The organism is Flavobacterium sp. UBA2787 (genome assembly GCA_002352205.1).
Classification (GTDB): domain Bacteria; phylum Bacteroidota; class Bacteroidia; order Flavobacteriales; family Flavobacteriaceae; genus Flavobacterium.
In genome coordinates, this window is sequence record DEHZ01000004.1 from 116,276 (window position 1) to 134,529 (window position 18,254).

Consider the following 18,254-nt stretch of genomic DNA (forward strand, 5'->3'; position numbering starts at 1 on the left):
AGACGCTTCGCTTTTAATAGAACACAGATTAGAGGGATTTACCAAATTTATTAGGAAATTAGTGAGGTGTAGAAGTTTTTTGTATTCTATATGAGAAAATTGATATTAAAAATGAGTAAATTGCATTATGAAAAAGATACTACAACACATATTCATCTTTATTATCATAGTAGGTTTTTGCATTTTTATTGCCTTTAAACTCTCACCCTATCCTTCTGCTTGGATTGTGAGACATGGTTTTAACAAAGAGGCTATACGAGTTAATAAAGCTTTGGAAAAGTTTGTTCCAAAAAATATTAAAACGATAGGCAACTTGCATTATGACACAAAAGACAAGGATGCTTTTTTAAATGCATATTTTCATTCAGATACGGTTAAAATAAAAAACAAATTACCTATTATTGTATGGACTCACGGAGGTGGTTTAATCTCCGGTAATAAAGAACAATTAAGTAATTACTGCAAACTACTTGCTTCATATGGTTATGTTGTTTTTTCAATTGATTATTCAATTGCTCCCGAAAAAAAATATCCAACACCCATGCGGCAACTAAATAAAGCATTGGAATATATTTCTTCTAACTCCGAAAAATTCTATGCAGATAATTCTTTTTTTGTTTTGGCAGGCGACTCAGGCGGTTCAATGATTTCTGCAGCCACAGCCAATATTATAACAAATCCGAGTTATGCTCAACTAACCAAAGTTAAACCAGGATTAGATTCCAAACAATTGAGGGGACTATTGCTATATTGTGGAATTTATGAAATTGATAACTTAAACACAGATGGTGCCTTTGGTGCATTTTTAAAAACTGTTCAATGGGCCTATTTTGGTAAAAAAGATATTTCAGATGATGAATATGCAAAAAGTGCTTCTGTTACAAACTTTCTTACCCACTCATTTCCACCCACTTTTATTTCTGCCGGCAATGATGATCCTTTACTCCCGCAATCCAAACTATTATCTCAAAAACTTTCAGCTTTAGGTACTCCAATAGATACATTGTTTTTTCCGGAAAATTATTCTATTAAATTAGGGCACGAATACCAATTCACCTATGATAAATCAGGCAAAATGGCACTTGAAAGGTCTTTATATTTTCTTAAAAATATTGCTAAGTAAATTTATAATTGATACGTCGCCAAGTTGCTACTTAAAATCTATTCGTGTAACATTTTTAAAATAAAACAGTATTTTTACTGTTCTAGTATTAAAAGTTTACACCCCACCATGAACAAAGCATTTCCCCTCCTACTACTATTGCTATTCCTCAATTGTAGTAAAAGTGATGACTCATCATCAAATATTCCTGAACCGGAAGCATTCACCATTCCGGAAACCAAAGACATTGTGATGTATGAAATCAATATCGGATCGTTTAGTCAAGCGGGAAATTTGAGCGGTATTACCAATCGATTAGATAATATCAAAGCATTGGGAATTAACACCATTTGGTTAATGCCAATTCATCCGATTGGCACTGTCAATTCGTTTGGTTCTCCCTATTGTGTGAAAGATTATCGAGGAGTAAATCCCGAAATTGGAGGGTTCACTGATTTAAAAAATTTAGTTGATGAAGCTCATGAACGCGGAATTGCCGTGATTTTAGACTGGGTCGCCAATCACACCGCCTGGGATCATGCTTGGATTACACAACATCCGGACTGGTACACACAAGATGGTTCCGGAAACATCGTTCATCCGCAAGGAACCAATTGGATGGATGTAGCCGATCTAAATTTTAGTAATACCGAAATGCGTTTAGAAATGATAGCCGCCATGGAATTTTGGATTACCGAAGCCGGAGTCGACGGCTTTCGATGTGATGCAGCCGATTTGGTTCCGTTTGATTTTTGGCAAGATGCTCTTTCAACTCTAGAAACCAATACACAACGCGACCTCATCTTTTTGGCAGAAGGCACACGAAACGATCATTTTGCAGCAGGATTTCAAATGAATTTCAGTTGGGATTATTACAATACTGTGAAAAATGTGTTTGTTTCGAATGGAAATCCTTCGCAACTTTCTACAACAAATACGAATGAATATCAAGTTGTTCCCGCAGGAAAAAAGAAACTTCGATTTACCACCAACCATGATTTATCCAACGAACTTACACCAATTGGTGTATTTGGCAATAAAAATGCGGCTTTAGCAGCTTCCGTTGCTACTATCTTCATGAATGGAACACCCTTGATTTATTCCGGTCAGGAAGTAGGTGTGAGTAATCCATCTGTTTATACAAACGGATTAGCTATTAATTGGAGTTCAAATTCGGATATGCTTTCGGCATACACAAAATTACTACAGTTTTATAAAAGTTCAGAAGTGGCAAAAAATGGAATAATAGCCCATTTCAATACCTCCGATTTTATTGTTTTTGAAAAAACACTTGGGAATGATAAATTGCTAGTCATTATTAATAGTCGTTCTTCTGAAAAAACATTGACTGTTCCCGCCGGATTACAAGGAAATTGGGAAAATGCTTTGTTGAATGAACCTTTATCTTTAAATGGAAGTTTACAACTCAATGCTCATGGGTATTTGATTTTAAGAAAGTAATAATGGTTTGTTATTAATAGCACACGGATGAAAAAAGATTAATTAGATTTCCGCTGATTTCTTTGGTTCGCTTGGCGATAATAGATTAAAAAGGATTTATTCGTGCTAAATTTTAGTTATTTTAGACATTATTCTTAATCTATTGAGATTTCTCCTATCGTCGACATGACAAGATTCACGGATAATATGCCGAAAATTCCAATTACCTATTACCTTTAACTAATTAACCTTTAATTTACAACTTTCAACAACTCTTTTTCAAACTTTTTAAAATTACTTTTATTCTTTCCCCAATCAAAAATCTGATAAGGAAAAGCACACACCGATTTGTAATCTAAATTGAGTTTTCCATCAGAACTTGCTACTTTAACTTCTACATATTCCGACCAAGAGTTCATCGAAAAACCAACTAATCCGGTAAATTTATTTTCTTCTTGATGAAAATTTATGTTTTTCACACCTGCTCTTTTCATTACCTCTGGAAGAAGTTGCATAATGCTATCTGATTCTTGAATTTTTAATGAATTTTGATAATTAGATCTTAAAAAATAAGGTCTTCCGCTAACTAATCGAATGAGTGAGGTCAGAATAATAACACCAAAAAAAAATGACCCAAAAAATATTATTTTTAATAATTTCCATAGTAATTTTATTTGTTAGTTAAGTATGATGAATTAAACGATATTTATGTTTTTTTATTAAAATGTTATGAGATTTCTTCTATCGTCGACATGAAAAGATTACGAGAGATTATGTCCAAAATCACCTTTCTACCCATCACCTTTCACCCTAAATTAATTATGTTGCTCCTTAAAAATTCCCAACAACAAATCGGCTTCAATCATTCGTGTTGGCGAATTATCCATTTCTTTTAATACACGTTTGATGGAAAAAGGATTTAGACCTAATTTTAATCCCAACTGATACATAAATTCATGTTCACGATCATGGTGATGGTTATCGCAATGCGAAAGTAATGCCAAGCGGTAAAAATGCTCAATACGTTTAAATTCCGACTTAAAAACTAAGAGCTCGTTTGGAATTGAAAATAATTCTTCAAAATCGGCAGTCCGAACGTTTAATTCTTCTGCTACCATTTTGATAAATTCGTATTCGCGGTCGTGCAATTGACCATCTACTTTAGAAAGTTCAATCATATCGCCCAACAAGCTTAATTTTTCTTTATACGTGATCATAAAACCATATTTTTGGCTAATTTAGTTTTTCCATTCAATTTATCAAAAAATGAAGTTAATTTTCTCGTTACTTATTCTTTTCGGCATACTCATTTTTGTTAGTCAGAACGTTTGGAGTCAAAAACGCTATTCCACTTTTGAAATAGAATCTCCTCAACTGAAAACCACCAAAAAAATATGGGTTTATCTTCCAAAAGACTATGCAAAACAAACCCGAAATTATCCTGTAATTTATATGCATGACGCTCAAAATCTTTTTGATGCTAAAACTTCCTATGCAGGGGAATGGAATGTAGATGAAACTTTAGACAGCCTGAAAATGAACGTAATTGTTATCGGTATCGAACACGGAAACGAAAAGCGTTTGGAAGAATTAACACCCTATAAACACGAAAAACACGGTGGAGGAAATGCCGATGCATATTTGGATTTTATTGTAACCACCTTAAAACCTCATGTTGATAAAACCTATCGAACCAAAACAAAAGCCAAACATACCGCTATTTTTGGCAGTTCGTTGGGCGGATTGGTTTCGTTTTATGCAGTATTAAAATATCCTGAAATCTTTGGTAAAGTAGGCGTCTTCTCCCCTTCTTTTTGGTACACGGAAGATATTTACACATTGACAGAAAAAACAGAGAAAATCAACGCAAAACTATATTTCCTTTGCGGAGACAGCGAAAGTGAAGACATGGTGAGTGATTTCACTAAAATGACTGCTTTGGTTGAAAAACGAATTTGTAAAAAATCGAACCTCAAACAAGTCATCATCAAAGATGGAAAACACAATGAGAAATTATGGAGAGAGAATTTTGGGGAGGCGGTTCGGTGGATGTTTTAGTTGCGGGTTTGAAGGTTGCGAGTTGCGGGTTATTATAAATCCATAAAATTTCAAGATGTACAATTGGAAAAAAGATAAAATAAGCATTAATAATATAGGAAAAACTAATTTTTGGTTCGGAATAATTATTGGTATTTTAACTGCCACAACACTATCTTTTAGTTTCAATTACTTTCGAGAATTTTTCAGGTTATTTAGTCAAATGAATACCGATTTATTAATTCTTTCTGATAAAAAGGTTTGGTTTTACACATTTTTTTTCTCGTATCTATCAAGCTTTTTAGGCTTGAATATGACACTTTGGATTTGGATGAATACTGATTATCAAAAGAGGCGAAAACACAGTCTGTTAAAAAGAACGGCAAAAATGTATCACCTTTTATTTTTTTGGTTTTTCTTATTTATTATAACTCGATTTTGCAGTGCAATTTCAACAGTGTTTTTTGGGGTTGGAGGTCCATCTTATTTTGAAGAGTTAATTGATAATTATATTAATTTCTTTTTATTGATACCGATTTTTTTATTTTTTAAAAGTTGGTCAGTAATTCAATTAGTATTTAAATGTAGACTTTGGATGATTTATTCTTTTATCATTTGTATGATATTATCAATAATTTTGACATTTATATCTAAAGTTGATCAATCTGTTTTGAATAATTCTTACCATAAAAGGTTTGAAAAAGAATATCAATATATTGATGATGAAGTTGCAAAAACCTATCATAACTACAATTTCAAACTAAAAGATGAAACAATTAAAGCTCTAAAGGAAAGGAATACAGATGCTTCGCAATTTCAAGTTTTCAAAGTTAGGGAAGCTTTCAATTCTAATTCAAAAGTATCTTTAGATACAATAATTTTACAACGAATGATTATCCATAATTTTAAAGAAAATTGGGTTTATTTAAACGAAAATGATCGTTTCAGTTTTAATAGATGGATGTATGTTTCGCCTTTTGATATTAAAAATCAATTAATGTTGTTTAATGAAGAGATAATGAAGCGACTGAATTATTCAAATTATTGAGAGAAATTGAAAATGTGTCATATTTTAAACATAAAGTCGATGACATTGAAAACTTGGATGAAACAGAGTATAGAAAATATATGTTTTCTAAAAATGAAGAATTTCATCTGGGATTTGATGTCAGTTACATCTTTTTAATTAATGAAGAATTAAAAACTAAATTCCCTACACTAATAAAACTTTTGTACTTTTATGAAGCTGAAAATTACACTATCTTTACCGAATAAAAAACTCGCAACCCACCACCTTCAAACCCACAACAATTATAAAAATGAACAACAACGATATCTTCAAAAAACTCCGTGTAGCCCTTCAACTTCGTGATGATCAAATTGTAGAAATCATGGAATTGGTTAATTTTCGTATTTCGAAAGCGGAATTAGGAGCTTTTTTTAGAAATGCTGACCACCCTAATTATATGGAATGTGGTGATCAAGTGCTTCGCAATTTTTTGAACGGATTGGTGATTCATTTAAGAGGAACAAAGGAAAACCCGAAAAATCCGATGGAAGTGATTAAAAGTCACAAACCAACTACTCCTGTCACTGAAAAACCGAAAGCTAAAACCTTTGGTGATAAAAAACCTGTTCAAAAATCAGGTCCAAGACCCACTGGAAAACCAAGCGGAAAACCGGGTTTCAAAAAGAAACCGGAAGCAAAACCTGAAATTGTTGAGAAAGTTAAATTCAATAACGGTAAGAAAAAATAGTTTCTACAAATACCTCTCTGCTATAATCCGTTGATGATGTTTTTGATGTCCTGCAGCAATAAAACCAATGGCTCGCACCGTGAAAGAATTATTTGAAGCGATTCCGGTGTGCATCAATTCTTCCTCTGTAAACGACTTGAATAAATATAACGTTGACAATCGCACTGCTTTATATTCTTGAAGTAAATCAATTAGCGTTCTTTTATTAGCATCTGTAGTATCAACATACTCGTTTTCATCAAAACCGGGAAGTGGCGTTTGATCTTTTCGGGCAAAACGCAACGAGCGATAAGCAAAAACACGTTCGGCATCAATTAAATGTTGCACAATATCTTTGATAGTCCATTTACCATCCGCATAACTAAATTCATGTTTTTCTGATGGAATTCGATTTAGAAATTCTTCAAAATCTTGAATTGAATTTTCTAATTCTTCTATCAGGTTTACATTGCCTAATGCTTTTATGTAAGGAGAATAATACGATGCGTATTCGGTTGGTTGTAAAGTGGATGAGTTCATTATTTTAATATTTTAAGCCGAATTTCTACTCGCATTAATATTTCCAAACAACGAACGGGTAACAATTTTTTCGTACACGGCAATCTGCTTTTCGTCCGGATTTTTCTGTTTCTTTAATTCACTTATTTTCAACAAAGCATATTGCTGAATCGTCAACAAAGGCAATACAATTTGTTCACGAATTTCAATTGATGCTTTTCCGTCCGGATAATTTTCCATCAATTCAGTAAAACCGGATAATTTGAGTAATAATCGTTTGGTTTCCAGATATTCATCATGAATAATCTGCCAAAACTCACCAAATTCTTCATCCTTTTGCATATAAGCCGTGAGCGGAAAAAATGATTTTGACAACGACATCATGCTGTTCTCAATCAGCGTTTTAAAGAACAATGAATTTTGATATAACTGCGTTACTTTTTCCCATTCATTAGTTTCTTCAAACTGTTTTAAAGCGGTTCCTACACCGAAAAATCCGGGAACATTTTGCTTTAATTGACTCCAAGAACCCACAAACGGAATGGCTCTCAAATCGTTGAAATCCAACTGATCACTTTTATTTCTTTTGGATGGACGACTGCCAATATTGGTTTTGGCATAATAATTCAACGTGCTCATTTTTTCCAAATAAGGGATGAATTTTGGATGCTGTTTAAACTTCAAATATTTGTCATAACTCAACTGTGACAATTCATCTAAAACACCATTATCAGTCTCAGAAAGTACATTTTCACCTTTACTAAAAAGCTGATTGGTGGCTCCTGCACTCAACAAATTTTCTAGATTATAACGACAAGAATCCAATGTTCCAAAATTAGAACTAATGGTTTGCCCTTGTACCGTCACTTGAATCTGCTGATTTTCGATGGTTGACCCCATCGAAGCATAAAACTTATGTGTTTTGCCTCCACCTCTTGCCGGCGGACCACCTCTACCATCAAAAAAGAGCACTTTTACGCCATATTTTCGAGAAATAGCTGTTAGTGTTTGCTTTGCTTTATAAATGCTCCAATTCGCCATTAAATAGCCTCCGTCTTTAGTTCCATCCGAAAAACCAAGCATCACAGTTTGAATATTATTTCTAGTTTCAAGATGATTTTTATAGGCTGAATTGGTATATAATTGTTCCATGATTTTATCGGCAGCTTGTAAATCATCTACCGATTCAAAAAGTGGAATGATATCTACCGAAGGATTTTTCCATCCGCAAAGTCCAAACATGGCAAACGTTTCCATCACATTCAATGCACTTTCGTTGTTGCTGATGATGTAGCGATTACAACCCAATTCGCCATTTTTTTCCTGAATGGTTTTCATGGCATGAATGGAACTTACGGTAGATTTCGTGATTTCGTTTTCAAAATCGGATTCGGTTAATGAACTGCTGACTTTAGATAAAATTTCAATTTTTTCTTTTTCGCTTAATTGGGTATAATTAATTGGAAATAAGGATTTTTCTTTATCCACAATCTCTTGAAAAACGGCTTTGTGAATGCGGCTATTTTGACGAATATCTAATGTAGCAAAGTGGAATCCAAATAAATTAAGTTTATTCAACAATAAATCTATTTCATCCAAATAGAGCGACTGATGTTCATCTTTTATAATTTTTTTAATATTTATCAAAACCGATTTAAATTCATCATGCGTGATGTAAATTTCTCCTCTTGAATAAAAAACGGAACGGTATAATTTGCTTTCCACATCAGCAATTAAGGTATCAACTCCTTTAAAAGTTAGTTTTCGTTTTAATTTTCGAATGTCTGTGTAATATGATTTTAAGATTGAAGTACGAAGTCTTTCGGCTACTTTCAAAGTAATTTCGGTTGTTACAAATGGGTTTCCATCCCGATCGCCACCCGGCCAAAATCCTAAATTAATAATGGAATTTTGTATTTCTTCTCCATCAAAAATATTTTTTTGAAGGTATTGAATCATTTCGCCCACCGTTTGATAAAACACATTTTCCAAATACCAAATTAAACTCACTGCTTCATCAAATGGCGTTGGTTTTTCTTTTTTAATGAAAGGGGTTTTCCCCAATTGAGCGAGTAATTCTTTTATGACAACTAGATTATTCACACGAACAGCTTCGGTTAAATCGGTGATAATTCCTAACACAGCACCTGGGTAAAATTGCGTTGGATGAGCCGTTAAAACAGTACGAACTTGAAAATTTTCTAAAAATTCTTTTAATTCTTTTCTTTTAGAACGTTGATCTGCTTTTTCTTTCATATCTCGAAGAGAACCGCGTCCTTCCATATTATTTACAACAGGAAAAGCAGCATCTTCAATAGCATCAAACAAAACAATTTGCCGTTCGATATATTGAATGAATCGAAACATTAATTCAATTTTCTGCTCCTCAGTTGGGTTTTCTAAATATTTGGAAGCGAAAGAATTAAAAATCTCTTCCGGATTTTGTTGGTTTTTAAAACCGTTTTCACAAACTTCTGTAAAAAGTGGTAGAAGTACGCCGGTATTATCAATCGCATCAAAAGGAAGCGTGATAAAAACACTGTTGTAAATTTGATATTTAGAGATTACGTTTTGGTGAAAACGTTCAATTTTGGGAAGCGTGTACATAGTCTGAATTTTGCTCACTAATTTAGTGAATTATTTTAAAAAAGAATCTTGATTTTTTTCATAAAAAAACCCTCTCGATTGTAGTGGAGAGGGTATATATTTTGAAGATTTCAAATCTTACATGTTTTTGAAAATCGTGTGCATCAAACGTTTTTTGTCGTTGATACTTTCCTCTAACGAGATCATTGTTTCGGTGCGATAAACACCTTCGATATCATCAATCATGAAGATAACATCTTTAGCATGTTTAGTATCTTTAGCTCTAATTTTACAGAAAATGTTGAATTTTCCGGTTGTAACGTGAGCTACGGTTACGAAAGGAATTTCGTTGATACGTTCTAAAACGAATTTAGTTTGAGAAGTATTATTCAAGAAAACGCCAACATAAGCGATAAATGAATAACCTAATTTTTCATAATCTAACGTTAAAGACGATCCCATGATAATTCCGGCATCTTCCATCTTTTTTACTCTTACGTGAACGGTACCTGCTGAAATTAATAATTTTTTAGCAATATCCGTAAAAGGAACTCTTGTGTTATCAATTAACATATCAAGAATTTGGTGGTCTACTTCATCTAAACGAAACTTACTCATCTGTTTTTTGTCTATTTATTTTGTTTATTTTCACTGCAAATGAAATACAATTTATTCAATAAAAAAACGAATTCATTAATTTTTTAGCAAACCATTAACAAATTTGATATGTTTTCCTATTGTAAAATTAGCTTTTTCATTGATTTTCGGCAAATTATCATTTTCATCTTGGTATACATCATCTTGAACATCATATTCTGAATGACCAAAAAAACCTTTTAAATCGCCAACATGTGAAATGTAAGCATTAAAAACAAGCTGATTTTCTATAATTTCTTCCCGAAATTGCACTGCAAAATTCGTAATAAATATTGAATTATCATAATTTATTTTGACATTTCTGTAAACAATATCGAAAAAACAGGGATTATTTTGCGGAATTTTTAAATAATCATCGATTTTGTTATTAACTATATCGTTTTCGTAAAGTGCTTGAAAACTTTTTAAAAGAGCAATAAATACATATTTTCTAGTTTCTTCCCTTTGGTAATCATGAGGAAAATGACCTGCTTCAAACAAAACAGTTGGAACTCCTAATTGCTGAAAAGTATCTCCAACACAATTTCTGTTGAAACTATCATCAAAACGACCAATTTGGCCTGGAATATGTATTTGAAGTTCTTCATTTATGCAAGAAATTAGATTCATTGCCTGTAAGCGATTATCATTCACATCTCTAATTTCATTAAAAGAAGGTGCTAAAAAAGAGACAGTAGCTGGTTGTCCGGTATTTTCCACACCAAAAATAGTACGTTGATCATGTAAATTGAAACAAAAATCGGGTTCAAAATCATTAAAAACACTCATTAGCAGCTGACTTTCCGGTTGTGAAAGTTTTATAAAATCACGATTTAAATCGACTTGATTGGCGTTTTCTCTTATATAAAGTTCAGCTCCATCGGGATTGAGCATAGGGATAAAATAGAAACTAAATTTTTCTTTCCATTTTTTTACTTCTTCCACATCGGAATCCAAAAAATTAAAAAGATCAAAAAGTGCTTTGGTGGTTGTACTTTCATTTCCGTGCATTTGTGACCAAAGTAGAATCTTGAAATTTCCTTTTCCAACCTGATAACTGTAGATTGACTTTTCCAACACCGAATTTCCTATCACTTGAATTTCATTTTTGGCAAAATGTTTTCCTAAAATTGGTTCGATATTTTTTAATGTTATGTATCGACCTAATAAGGATGTTTCTTTGTTTTTTTCGAAAATAGAAAGGTAGTTCATTTGGGTAAAATTTATCAAAACAAAGGTAAACATCTTTACAATAACATTTGTAAACAGATGAAAATTAGTTTGTAATTTAACTTTGTAAACAACAAGTTACAATTAGTATTCCTGTATTTATTTTTAAATTTCAATACTTTGTTTTCCAGTATTTTAAATTTTATTAAATAAACAATAAGTTTAATAAAATAATTGCTTTAAAAATTAAATTACATTTGTAACATTCAATAAGTAGCACAATTTGATTACATTTGTAACACACAATTTACTATTATATTTCACCATGCAAAACACTCAGGATTTTGTTCAAAAACTGGAACTAATTTTAAACTATTTCAACCTCAATGCTTCTGCTTTTGCAGACAAAATTGGTGTGCAACGATCTAGTCTTTCTCACCTACTCTCGGGCAGAAATAAACCAAGTTTAGAATTTGTAATCAAAATTACAGAGGCTTTTCCAGAGGTGGATTTGTATTGGTTTTTGTTGAATAAAGGAAGCTTTCCTAAATCAAATTCGACGGAAAACCATTTAATTTCAGAAGAAATTCCACCGAAAAAAAATGATGAAATCAGTAAACCGGAAGTGATTAAACCTGAAAAAGCAATCTTTCAAGACCAAGAAGACGTTGAGAAAATAGTAGTTTTCTACAAAAACGGAACTTTTAAAACGTATCTACCAAAATAAAGAAAGCCCCAACTCACATGGAGCTAAGGCTTTCAGGACCAATAAAACAAACACAAAAAACTATCTTCTAAGCAAGAAAACCGCAGCACAACCAGGCTCTAACCTATTCATTGCAGGAGCATAATCTCCGCTGGTTGCCGGAACCGAGAAAGTTAAAACTCTTCCGCCTCCGTTTGCTCTTTCTGCTACATATATCATTTTAGTCACATTGTCATACGCCACATCTACCGGATTTCCTAACATTGAATTAGGTCCGTAGATTCTAATTTGATTTGCTGTTGAAATCGTTCCGTTATTTGCTGTGGACGAGAAAACATTAGAGAAATTTTTAATTACAATCACACCTCCGTCAGAATCAGAAGCTGCTGCAGCTACATCGGTTAAAACCATAGTGTTTTCAACACTTGAATAAGTGATTCCGTGTGTACGTACCAAACCTTCAATAGTGACACGTTTGCTTGGCATAAGCGGTCCGGATGAATTGCTTAAAAAATTATTATAAGCCACTAAATCGCTAGTTAAATCAACAATAGCATACAATGTAGTTCCATCGAAATGTATTCCCCATAACTTAATATCAACATCAAATGTTCTTTGCAATGTGAATCCGGAAGCTGTTTTTTCATAAACAAACAATTTGTTTTGATTTCCGTTAGATTCCGCTTGATCTTGTGTTACAATCACTGTATTTCCTGTCACTGCAATTTCTCTGGCATTATTAAAATCTGAAGTACTGTTGTAAGCCATAGTTAAACTTGAACTATTGTTCATCATTGCTTGTTTTACGTTCCCATAAGCCTCCAAGCGATTATTTGAACGAGAAGCCAGAATGATTTCATCAGTTGACGGATAATAATGAATTCCGTCTGCATCGGTAGAATTTACCAAAAAACTTTGAGTGGTTGGTGTAGATGGAATTAAATCCGTTACCGAAACCATTCCTGAAGTGTTACTTGAAGTAAATAATTTTACTTCGCTAACTGTTTGCTGGTTATCATCGTCATCACTACATGACATAAATAAGATTGAACTTAAGATAACTGCCGAAAATAAATTTTTGTTTTTCATGTTGTATAATTTTAAGTGTTTATACAAGCATGTACGAGAACAAATTACTATTGGTTTTTTTAAAGTTTATTTTTTTTCTTTAAAAACTATTTTCCGGTATTTTTCCAATTACTCCAACATATAATTTTTGCAAGAATTGAATATCTTCTTCACTATTTCCGGTCGGGTAAAATGGGTTTCCTAGTTTAACTTCTTTTTTTGAATAATCAAAAGCAACCGGAATTATAGGAACATTTGCTTGAAGAGCAATGTAATAAAACCCCGTTCTCCATTCAGTTACTTTTTTTCGGGTTCCTTCCGGTGCGATGGCTAATCTGAAAATTTCTCTTTTTTGAAAAACTTGTGCAATGGCTTCTACTTTATTTAAACCTCCCGATCTGTCTAATGGCTCTCCTCCCATCCATTTGAAATAATAGCCAAAAGGAAATCGGAATAATTCTTTCTTCCCAACAAAATTCATTTCTAAACCTACAATTCCTCTTGTAAAAAGACCAAGATAGAAATCATGCCAACTTGTGTGCGGAACCACAATCATGACACATTTTTTAATAGCTGGGTCAATGGTACCCGAAATTTTCCATCCCATGAATTTAAAAAACACCAACTTGTATAGCCACTTCTTCATCGCACAAAATATTTTAGTAAAAATACGATTTATACATTATTTTTGATAAAAATTATCAAATGTTCAAAAAAATAATCAGCTACTTCTATCCTATCAATTTACATAAAACGACTTCTGAGATTAGCAAGTCTTTGGAAGTTACCTTGGTAAATGGTCAAGTAGTTTTGGACAGCTTGAACACCAATTATTCGTATGGAAGTCTGCAACGTGTGCTTAGAAAAGGACTTTTAAGCATTGGTTTTGATAATATTAAACCAATGAATCACATATTGGTTTTGGGTGTTGCAGGAGGAAGTGTTATCAAAACGTTGGTGGATGAAATCGGTTATTCCGGAAAAATTACCGGCATTGAATTGGATGAAAAAGTAATCGATTTGGCCAACGAACATTTTGGTTTGGATAAAATAAAAAACCTCAACATTATTCATCATGAAGCCTTTGAATTTGTGTTAAAAACCAAATTGAAATATGATTTAATTATTGTTGATATCTTTCAAGACACGACTATGCCCGGCTTTTTATTTGAAAATTTCTTTCAGAATCGGTTGACTGAAATTTTAAATGTAAAAGGTTACATTCTTTTTAATACGATGATTTTGAAAGAACATGACAATGCAAGAAATACAGCCTATCTCTCTTTTTTTGATATTGAAAAATATAAGGTTTGGACACTTCCGCGAATTGAAGAGCACAACGAACTGATTTTAGTTAGAAAAGAAAATAACTTGGTACACTAATTGCAACGTAATCTAATGAATACCAATTAAATTATTACTTTTGACCTCAGAAATTCGTAGCATGAAAAAAATATATTTTATACTTCCCATTGGTTTGGCCTTACTCCTTTTATTTGGTTTTGAAATGGATGATAAAGATAAAAACACGCAAAAAGCAGGAAAAAAAATGCAGGAAATGGTGGTCGGCATTTCAAAATATGCCCGCAAATTCAATCCTGATTTTATTGTTATTCCGCAAAATGGTTCCGAATTAGCATTTCAAAACGTTGATCCGGACAAACCGTTGTGTAACGAATATATGAATGCAATCGACGGAATCGCAATTGAAGAATTATTTTTGGATGAAAAAGGTAAAGCAGACAACTATCGAATTAACAATTTAAAAAAATTACCAAAAGACAAAAAAGTAATTGTTTCTGAGTTTGTAAAGGACAAAAATGAAGAAGAAAATATCATTAAACTAAATCAAGAAGCTGGATTTGTTCCGTTTATTAGAACAGCAGATAATTATCATTATCATACCATTCCTGAAAAAATACTGAATGAAAATTCTAATGATGTTAACAAACTAAAAGATGTTCAGAATTTTTTATACCTCATTAATGCCGATGATTTTGACACCAAAAAAGAATTGATTGATAAAGTTGCTGATACTAATTTTGACTTGATTTTAATCGATTTATATTATTTAAGTTTTCCATATACCAAATCCGATTTAGAAAAACTAAAAGTGAAGAAAAACGGCGGAAAACGATTAGTAATTTGTTATTTAAATGTTGGTGCTGCCGAAAATTGGCGAAGTTACTGGCAACCCGACTGGAAAAAAGGCAATCCGAAATGGCTTAAAAAGAACTACAAAGGCTATGAAAATGAAATTTATGTAGAATTTTGGGAACCAACTTGGCAAAAAATCATATATGGTAATGATGATTCGTATATGAAAAAAATAATCAACGCCGGATTCGACGGTGTATTTTTGGATAATGTAGAAGCTTATTATGCTTTGTACAACTAAAGTAAAAGTCTAGCTTTTTCCAAATCTTCCGGAGTATCGATTCCGATGCCAACATGATTGGTTTCTACCATTTTGATTTTTTTACTGTATTCTAAATAGCGAAGTTGTTCTAATTTTTCTGAAGCTTCGAGTGATTTCATCGGTAAATGATAAAAATCCAACAACGCTTGTTTTCTGAAAGCATAAATTCCGATATGCTGAAAATAGCGAACTCCAACATTTTTCTCTCTTGGATACGGAATTACAGAACGTGAAAAATACAAAGCCAATCCGTTTTGATCGACAATTACTTTTACGTTATTAGGGTTTTCAATCGCTTCCCAATCGGTTATTTCTCGCATCAGCGAAGCTAAATCGACTTTTTGTTCTTTATCGTTTTTAAAAACTTCAATCACTTTTTCAAGTGGTTCTTTGTTGATGAAAGGTTCGTCGCCTTGCACATTTACCACCACATCAACGTCTAAATTTTCAACAGCTTCGGCAATTCGGTCGCTGCCACTTTCGTGTTCTTTGATGCTCATGATGGCTTTTCCACCTTGCGAAACAATTTCATTAAAAATTAAATCGGAATCCGTAACCACAAAAACATCATCAAATAAATTAGTGTTTACAGCCGCTTCATACGTACGTGTGATGACAGTTTTTCCACCCAAATCTTGCATTAATTTGGCAGGAAATCGTGTGGATGCATAACGGGCTGGAATGACGGCGATGATTTTCATTTTTGGATTGTTGGATTTTCAGATTTTTCGATTTTTGGATTGTTGGATTGTTAGATTCTTTCGGTTCTTATTTTATCATCTTTCGAAAAAATTTAATTCCCACAAAGAAAATAAAAAGCACTAGAACAAATGCTATAATTGGTATAAAAATGGAGGCGAACGACATGACTGTTGCTGTTCCGGTTTCAACGGTGGAAACAATCGGGTTTCCAAGTCCGCCCGTGGTTGTGGTTGAAGTTAACCGTGTTGCTGCTGTGGCTGAATTGATTGCTGCAGCTGTTCCCCCACCGGCAATAATGGCTAAAGCCCACGTAAATAGCGGACTCAAATCAACCAACGTAGAAGCCATGACAGCCGTTCCGGCAATGGCTGCTAAAGGAATAGCAATTGTGTCTAAAATATTGTCTACAAAAGGAATGTAATAGGCTAAAACTTCAAACATCATAGCAATTCCAAGTGCAATTAATGCCGGTGTTTCGCCAAGCCAACTCCACGAATCATTCACAGGAATCCAATTCAAATGAGAAGCCAAACTCAATATAAAAAGGGGTACAAAAACGCGGAATCCGGCTGAGGCTGCCAATCCAATTCCGAGACAAATGCTTATAATAGTTTCTATGGATATCATAGTTCAAATTTATTCAAAATTTTCGTCTTTATAACCAATTAGATACAATTTCTCTTTGGCTCGCGTGATGGCGGTGTACAACCATCGAATATAATCTCGATCTACTCCATCAGGCAAATACGGTTGTTCTACAAAAACGGTATTCCACTGACCACCTTGCGATTTGTGACAAGTTATGGCGTATGAAAATTTGACTTGCAAAGCATTGAAATATTCATTTTCCTTCACCTTTTGCACTTGTTTATATTTTGGTCCTTCATTTTCATAATCTTGCAATACTTCCTGATACAAGCGGTTGGATTCTTCATACGTCAATGATGGTGAAACACTTGTAACTGTATCCAACAACAAAATGGTTTCAAACGGTTTTTGGTTCGGATAATCGACCATTCTGATTTTTACTTTTGCAAATTTGAATCCGTATAATTCTTGAATTTTATGAATTTCGAGTATTTCAACAATATCTCCATTGGCAATAAATCCGGCTTCATCGGTTTCTTTTAACCAAAAATAATTGTTTTTTACCACCATCATAAAATCCCCGGCAGATAAATCGCTCTCGCGGAAAAGAATGGTATTCCTAATTTGTTGATTATATTGATTAGCTCGTTTGTTAGTTCGCACGATGAAAGCGGTTTCCTCCATCCCATCCTTACTGTAAGCGGTATTAATAGCATCTTGAATATCATATCCATCGGTTAAACGCACGATATCCTTGAATCCTTTTACATTAAATTGAAAGGAATCGATAAAATGATTTTTCAAAATTTCTCTGAGTAAAGTCGCATTATATAAAATTCCCGAATTTTCTTCTTGACGCATAACTTCATCCAACTCAATATGAAGCACTTCTTTATTATAATACGTTACTAAGGTTTCAATATTCAAAGCAGGACTTACATCTAAATGAACGGGTGGTAGCTGAGCTGTATCTCCCAATAAAATCATTTTACAATTTTCTCCTGAATAAACATAACTCATCAAATCATCCAAAAGCGAATTGCTGTCCATTGATTTTGAATCGGTATTTACATCCGAAATCATCGAACTTTCATCTACAATAAAAATCGTGTTTTTATGTTTATTAATTTGTCTTGTAAAAGAAACACCTCCTGAAGGATTTTTTTTGGGAAAATAAATTTTTTTATGAATAGTGAAAGCCGGTTTGCCCGAATAATTGGCAATCACTTTTGCTGCCCGACCCGTTGGAGCTAACAACACATATTTTTTGTTTACAGAGATTAAGTTTTCAACTAAAGTAGAAATCAATGTAGTTTTACCCGTTCCTGCATATCCTTTTAAAACAAAAAGTTCGTTAGAATCTGAATTTGTGGCGAAATTGGCTACCTTTTCAAAAAAAATAGTTTGTTTTAAAGTGGGATTAAATGGGAATGATTTTTGTAAGATACTGTAAAACAGAGATGAATTCATTTATGAAAAGTTAGGAAACTATTAAAATTCAAATATACTGATGAATTTTGTGTGAAATGCTTTTGAGAAAAAAAA

The 18,254-nt window shown here is 33.0% G+C and carries 20 protein-coding genes; 9 read left to right on the plus strand and 11 right to left on the minus strand.

Going from position 1 to position 18,254, the window contains the following annotated elements; genetic code table 11:
• Nucleotides 1-127: 127 nt before the first annotated feature.
• Nucleotides 128-1,123, plus strand: coding sequence for an alpha/beta hydrolase (locus B4N66_RS03350; protein ID WP_291092343.1), 996 nt, complete (start codon nt 128-130; stop codon nt 1,121-1,123).
• 108 nt (nt 1,124-1,231) lie between these two features.
• Nucleotides 1,232-2,563, plus strand: a complete 1,332-nt coding sequence (locus B4N66_RS03355) for an alpha-amylase family glycosyl hydrolase (RefSeq protein WP_291092345.1) — start codon at nt 1,232-1,234, stop codon at nt 2,561-2,563.
• 230 nt (nt 2,564-2,793) lie between these two features.
• Here the strand turns inward: B4N66_RS03355 and B4N66_RS03360 are convergent, their stop codons facing one another.
• Together B4N66_RS03360 and B4N66_RS03365 are read right to left on the minus strand one after the other, a co-directional pair.
• Nucleotides 2,794-3,057 (minus strand): hypothetical protein, encoded by a 264-nt coding sequence (locus tag B4N66_RS03360; RefSeq protein ID WP_291092347.1) that lies wholly within the window; start codon nt 3,055-3,057, stop codon nt 2,794-2,796.
• A gap of 300 nt (nt 3,058-3,357) precedes the next feature.
• Nucleotides 3,358-3,759: a TerB family tellurite resistance protein gene (locus B4N66_RS03365; protein WP_291092348.1), complete on the minus strand. Its 402-nt coding sequence runs from the start codon at nt 3,757-3,759 to the stop codon at nt 3,358-3,360.
• A 49-nt stretch (nt 3,760-3,808) separates the two neighbouring features.
• On the opposite strand from B4N66_RS03365, the gene B4N66_RS03370 reads away from it, so the two are divergent.
• From B4N66_RS03370 to B4N66_RS03385, 4 genes are all read left to right on the plus strand, one after another.
• Nucleotides 3,809-4,600: an alpha/beta hydrolase gene (locus B4N66_RS03370; protein ID WP_291092349.1), complete on the plus strand. Its 792-nt coding sequence runs from the start codon at nt 3,809-3,811 to the stop codon at nt 4,598-4,600.
• A 598-nt stretch (nt 4,601-5,198) separates the two neighbouring features.
• Nucleotides 5,199-5,627 (plus strand): hypothetical protein, encoded by a 429-nt coding sequence (locus B4N66_RS03375; RefSeq protein ID WP_291092351.1) that lies wholly within the window; start codon nt 5,199-5,201, stop codon nt 5,625-5,627.
• Nucleotides 5,624-5,854 carry a hypothetical protein gene (locus tag B4N66_RS03380; protein ID WP_291092352.1) on the plus strand — a complete coding sequence of 77 codons (231 nt, stop codon included), beginning with the start codon at nt 5,624-5,626 and terminating at the stop codon, nt 5,852-5,854. Before B4N66_RS03375 ends, B4N66_RS03380 begins: the two co-directional genes overlap by 4 nt.
• Before the next feature lie 44 nt (nt 5,855-5,898).
• Nucleotides 5,899-6,336, plus strand: a complete 438-nt coding sequence (locus B4N66_RS03385) for a DUF1456 family protein (RefSeq protein WP_291092354.1) — start codon at nt 5,899-5,901, stop codon at nt 6,334-6,336.
• A 3-nt stretch (nt 6,337-6,339) separates the two neighbouring features.
• Here the strand turns inward: B4N66_RS03385 and B4N66_RS03390 are convergent, their stop codons facing one another.
• The 4 genes from B4N66_RS03390 to B4N66_RS03405 all read right to left on the minus strand — a co-directional run bounded on the left by B4N66_RS03390 (nt 6,340) and on the right by B4N66_RS03405 (nt 11,268).
• A complete protein-coding gene (locus B4N66_RS03390) occupies nt 6,340-6,855 on the minus strand; it encodes a DinB family protein (protein WP_291092355.1) in 516 nt (171 codons plus the stop codon).
• 12 nt (nt 6,856-6,867) lie between these two features.
• Nucleotides 6,868-9,441: a phosphoenolpyruvate carboxylase gene (locus B4N66_RS03395; protein ID WP_291092357.1), complete on the minus strand. Its 2,574-nt coding sequence runs from the start codon at nt 9,439-9,441 to the stop codon at nt 6,868-6,870.
• 117 nt (nt 9,442-9,558) lie between these two features.
• Nucleotides 9,559-10,038: an Lrp/AsnC family transcriptional regulator gene (locus B4N66_RS03400; RefSeq protein ID WP_091140893.1), complete on the minus strand. Its 480-nt coding sequence runs from the start codon at nt 10,036-10,038 to the stop codon at nt 9,559-9,561.
• Nucleotides 10,039-10,113: 75 nt separating this feature from the next.
• Nucleotides 10,114-11,268, minus strand: coding sequence for a M14 family metallopeptidase (locus B4N66_RS03405; RefSeq protein ID WP_291092359.1), 1,155 nt, complete (start codon nt 11,266-11,268; stop codon nt 10,114-10,116).
• 283 nt (nt 11,269-11,551) lie between these two features.
• Between B4N66_RS03405 and B4N66_RS03410 the strand changes: the two genes are divergently transcribed.
• The gene (locus B4N66_RS03410) at nt 11,552-11,953 is read left to right on the plus strand and encodes a helix-turn-helix domain-containing protein (protein WP_291092360.1); all 402 of its coding nucleotides are present in this window, start codon (nt 11,552-11,554) and stop codon (nt 11,951-11,953) included.
• A gap of 60 nt (nt 11,954-12,013) precedes the next feature.
• Here B4N66_RS03410 and B4N66_RS03415 read toward each other — a convergent pair whose 3' ends face one another.
• Both B4N66_RS03415 and B4N66_RS03420 read right to left on the minus strand, forming a co-directional pair.
• Nucleotides 12,014-13,021 carry a hypothetical protein gene (locus B4N66_RS03415; protein ID WP_291092361.1) on the minus strand — a complete coding sequence of 336 codons (1,008 nt, stop codon included), beginning with the start codon at nt 13,019-13,021 and terminating at the stop codon, nt 12,014-12,016.
• A gap of 79 nt (nt 13,022-13,100) precedes the next feature.
• Nucleotides 13,101-13,646, minus strand: a complete 546-nt coding sequence (locus tag B4N66_RS03420; protein WP_291092362.1) for a 1-acyl-sn-glycerol-3-phosphate acyltransferase — start codon at nt 13,644-13,646, stop codon at nt 13,101-13,103.
• Between the two features lie 59 nt (nt 13,647-13,705).
• Here B4N66_RS03420 and B4N66_RS03425 point away from each other — a divergent pair, with 59 nt between their 5' ends.
• A complete protein-coding gene (locus B4N66_RS03425) occupies nt 13,706-14,383 on the plus strand; it encodes a spermidine synthase (RefSeq protein ID WP_291092363.1) in 678 nt (225 codons plus the stop codon).
• 61 nt (nt 14,384-14,444) lie between these two features.
• Nucleotides 14,445-15,398: an endo alpha-1,4 polygalactosaminidase gene (locus B4N66_RS03430; RefSeq protein ID WP_291092364.1), complete on the plus strand. Its 954-nt coding sequence runs from the start codon at nt 14,445-14,447 to the stop codon at nt 15,396-15,398.
• On the opposite strand, the gene kdsB is transcribed toward B4N66_RS03430, so the two are convergent.
• The 3 genes from kdsB to B4N66_RS03445 form a co-directional block, all read right to left on the minus strand.
• Nucleotides 15,395-16,120 (minus strand): 3-deoxy-manno-octulosonate cytidylyltransferase, encoded by a 726-nt coding sequence (gene kdsB / locus B4N66_RS03435; RefSeq protein WP_291092365.1) that lies wholly within the window; start codon nt 16,118-16,120, stop codon nt 15,395-15,397. The two genes, B4N66_RS03430 and kdsB, sit on opposite strands and share 4 nt — an antisense overlap.
• Before the next feature lie 67 nt (nt 16,121-16,187).
• Entirely contained in the window at nt 16,188-16,745 is a 558-nt protein-coding gene (locus tag B4N66_RS03440) for a DUF4126 domain-containing protein (protein ID WP_291092538.1), read from the minus strand.
• A 12-nt stretch (nt 16,746-16,757) separates the two neighbouring features.
• Nucleotides 16,758-18,179: an ATP-dependent DNA helicase gene (locus B4N66_RS03445; RefSeq protein WP_291092366.1), complete on the minus strand. Its 1,422-nt coding sequence runs from the start codon at nt 18,177-18,179 to the stop codon at nt 16,758-16,760.
• Between the last annotated feature and the right edge of the window lie 75 nt (nt 18,180-18,254).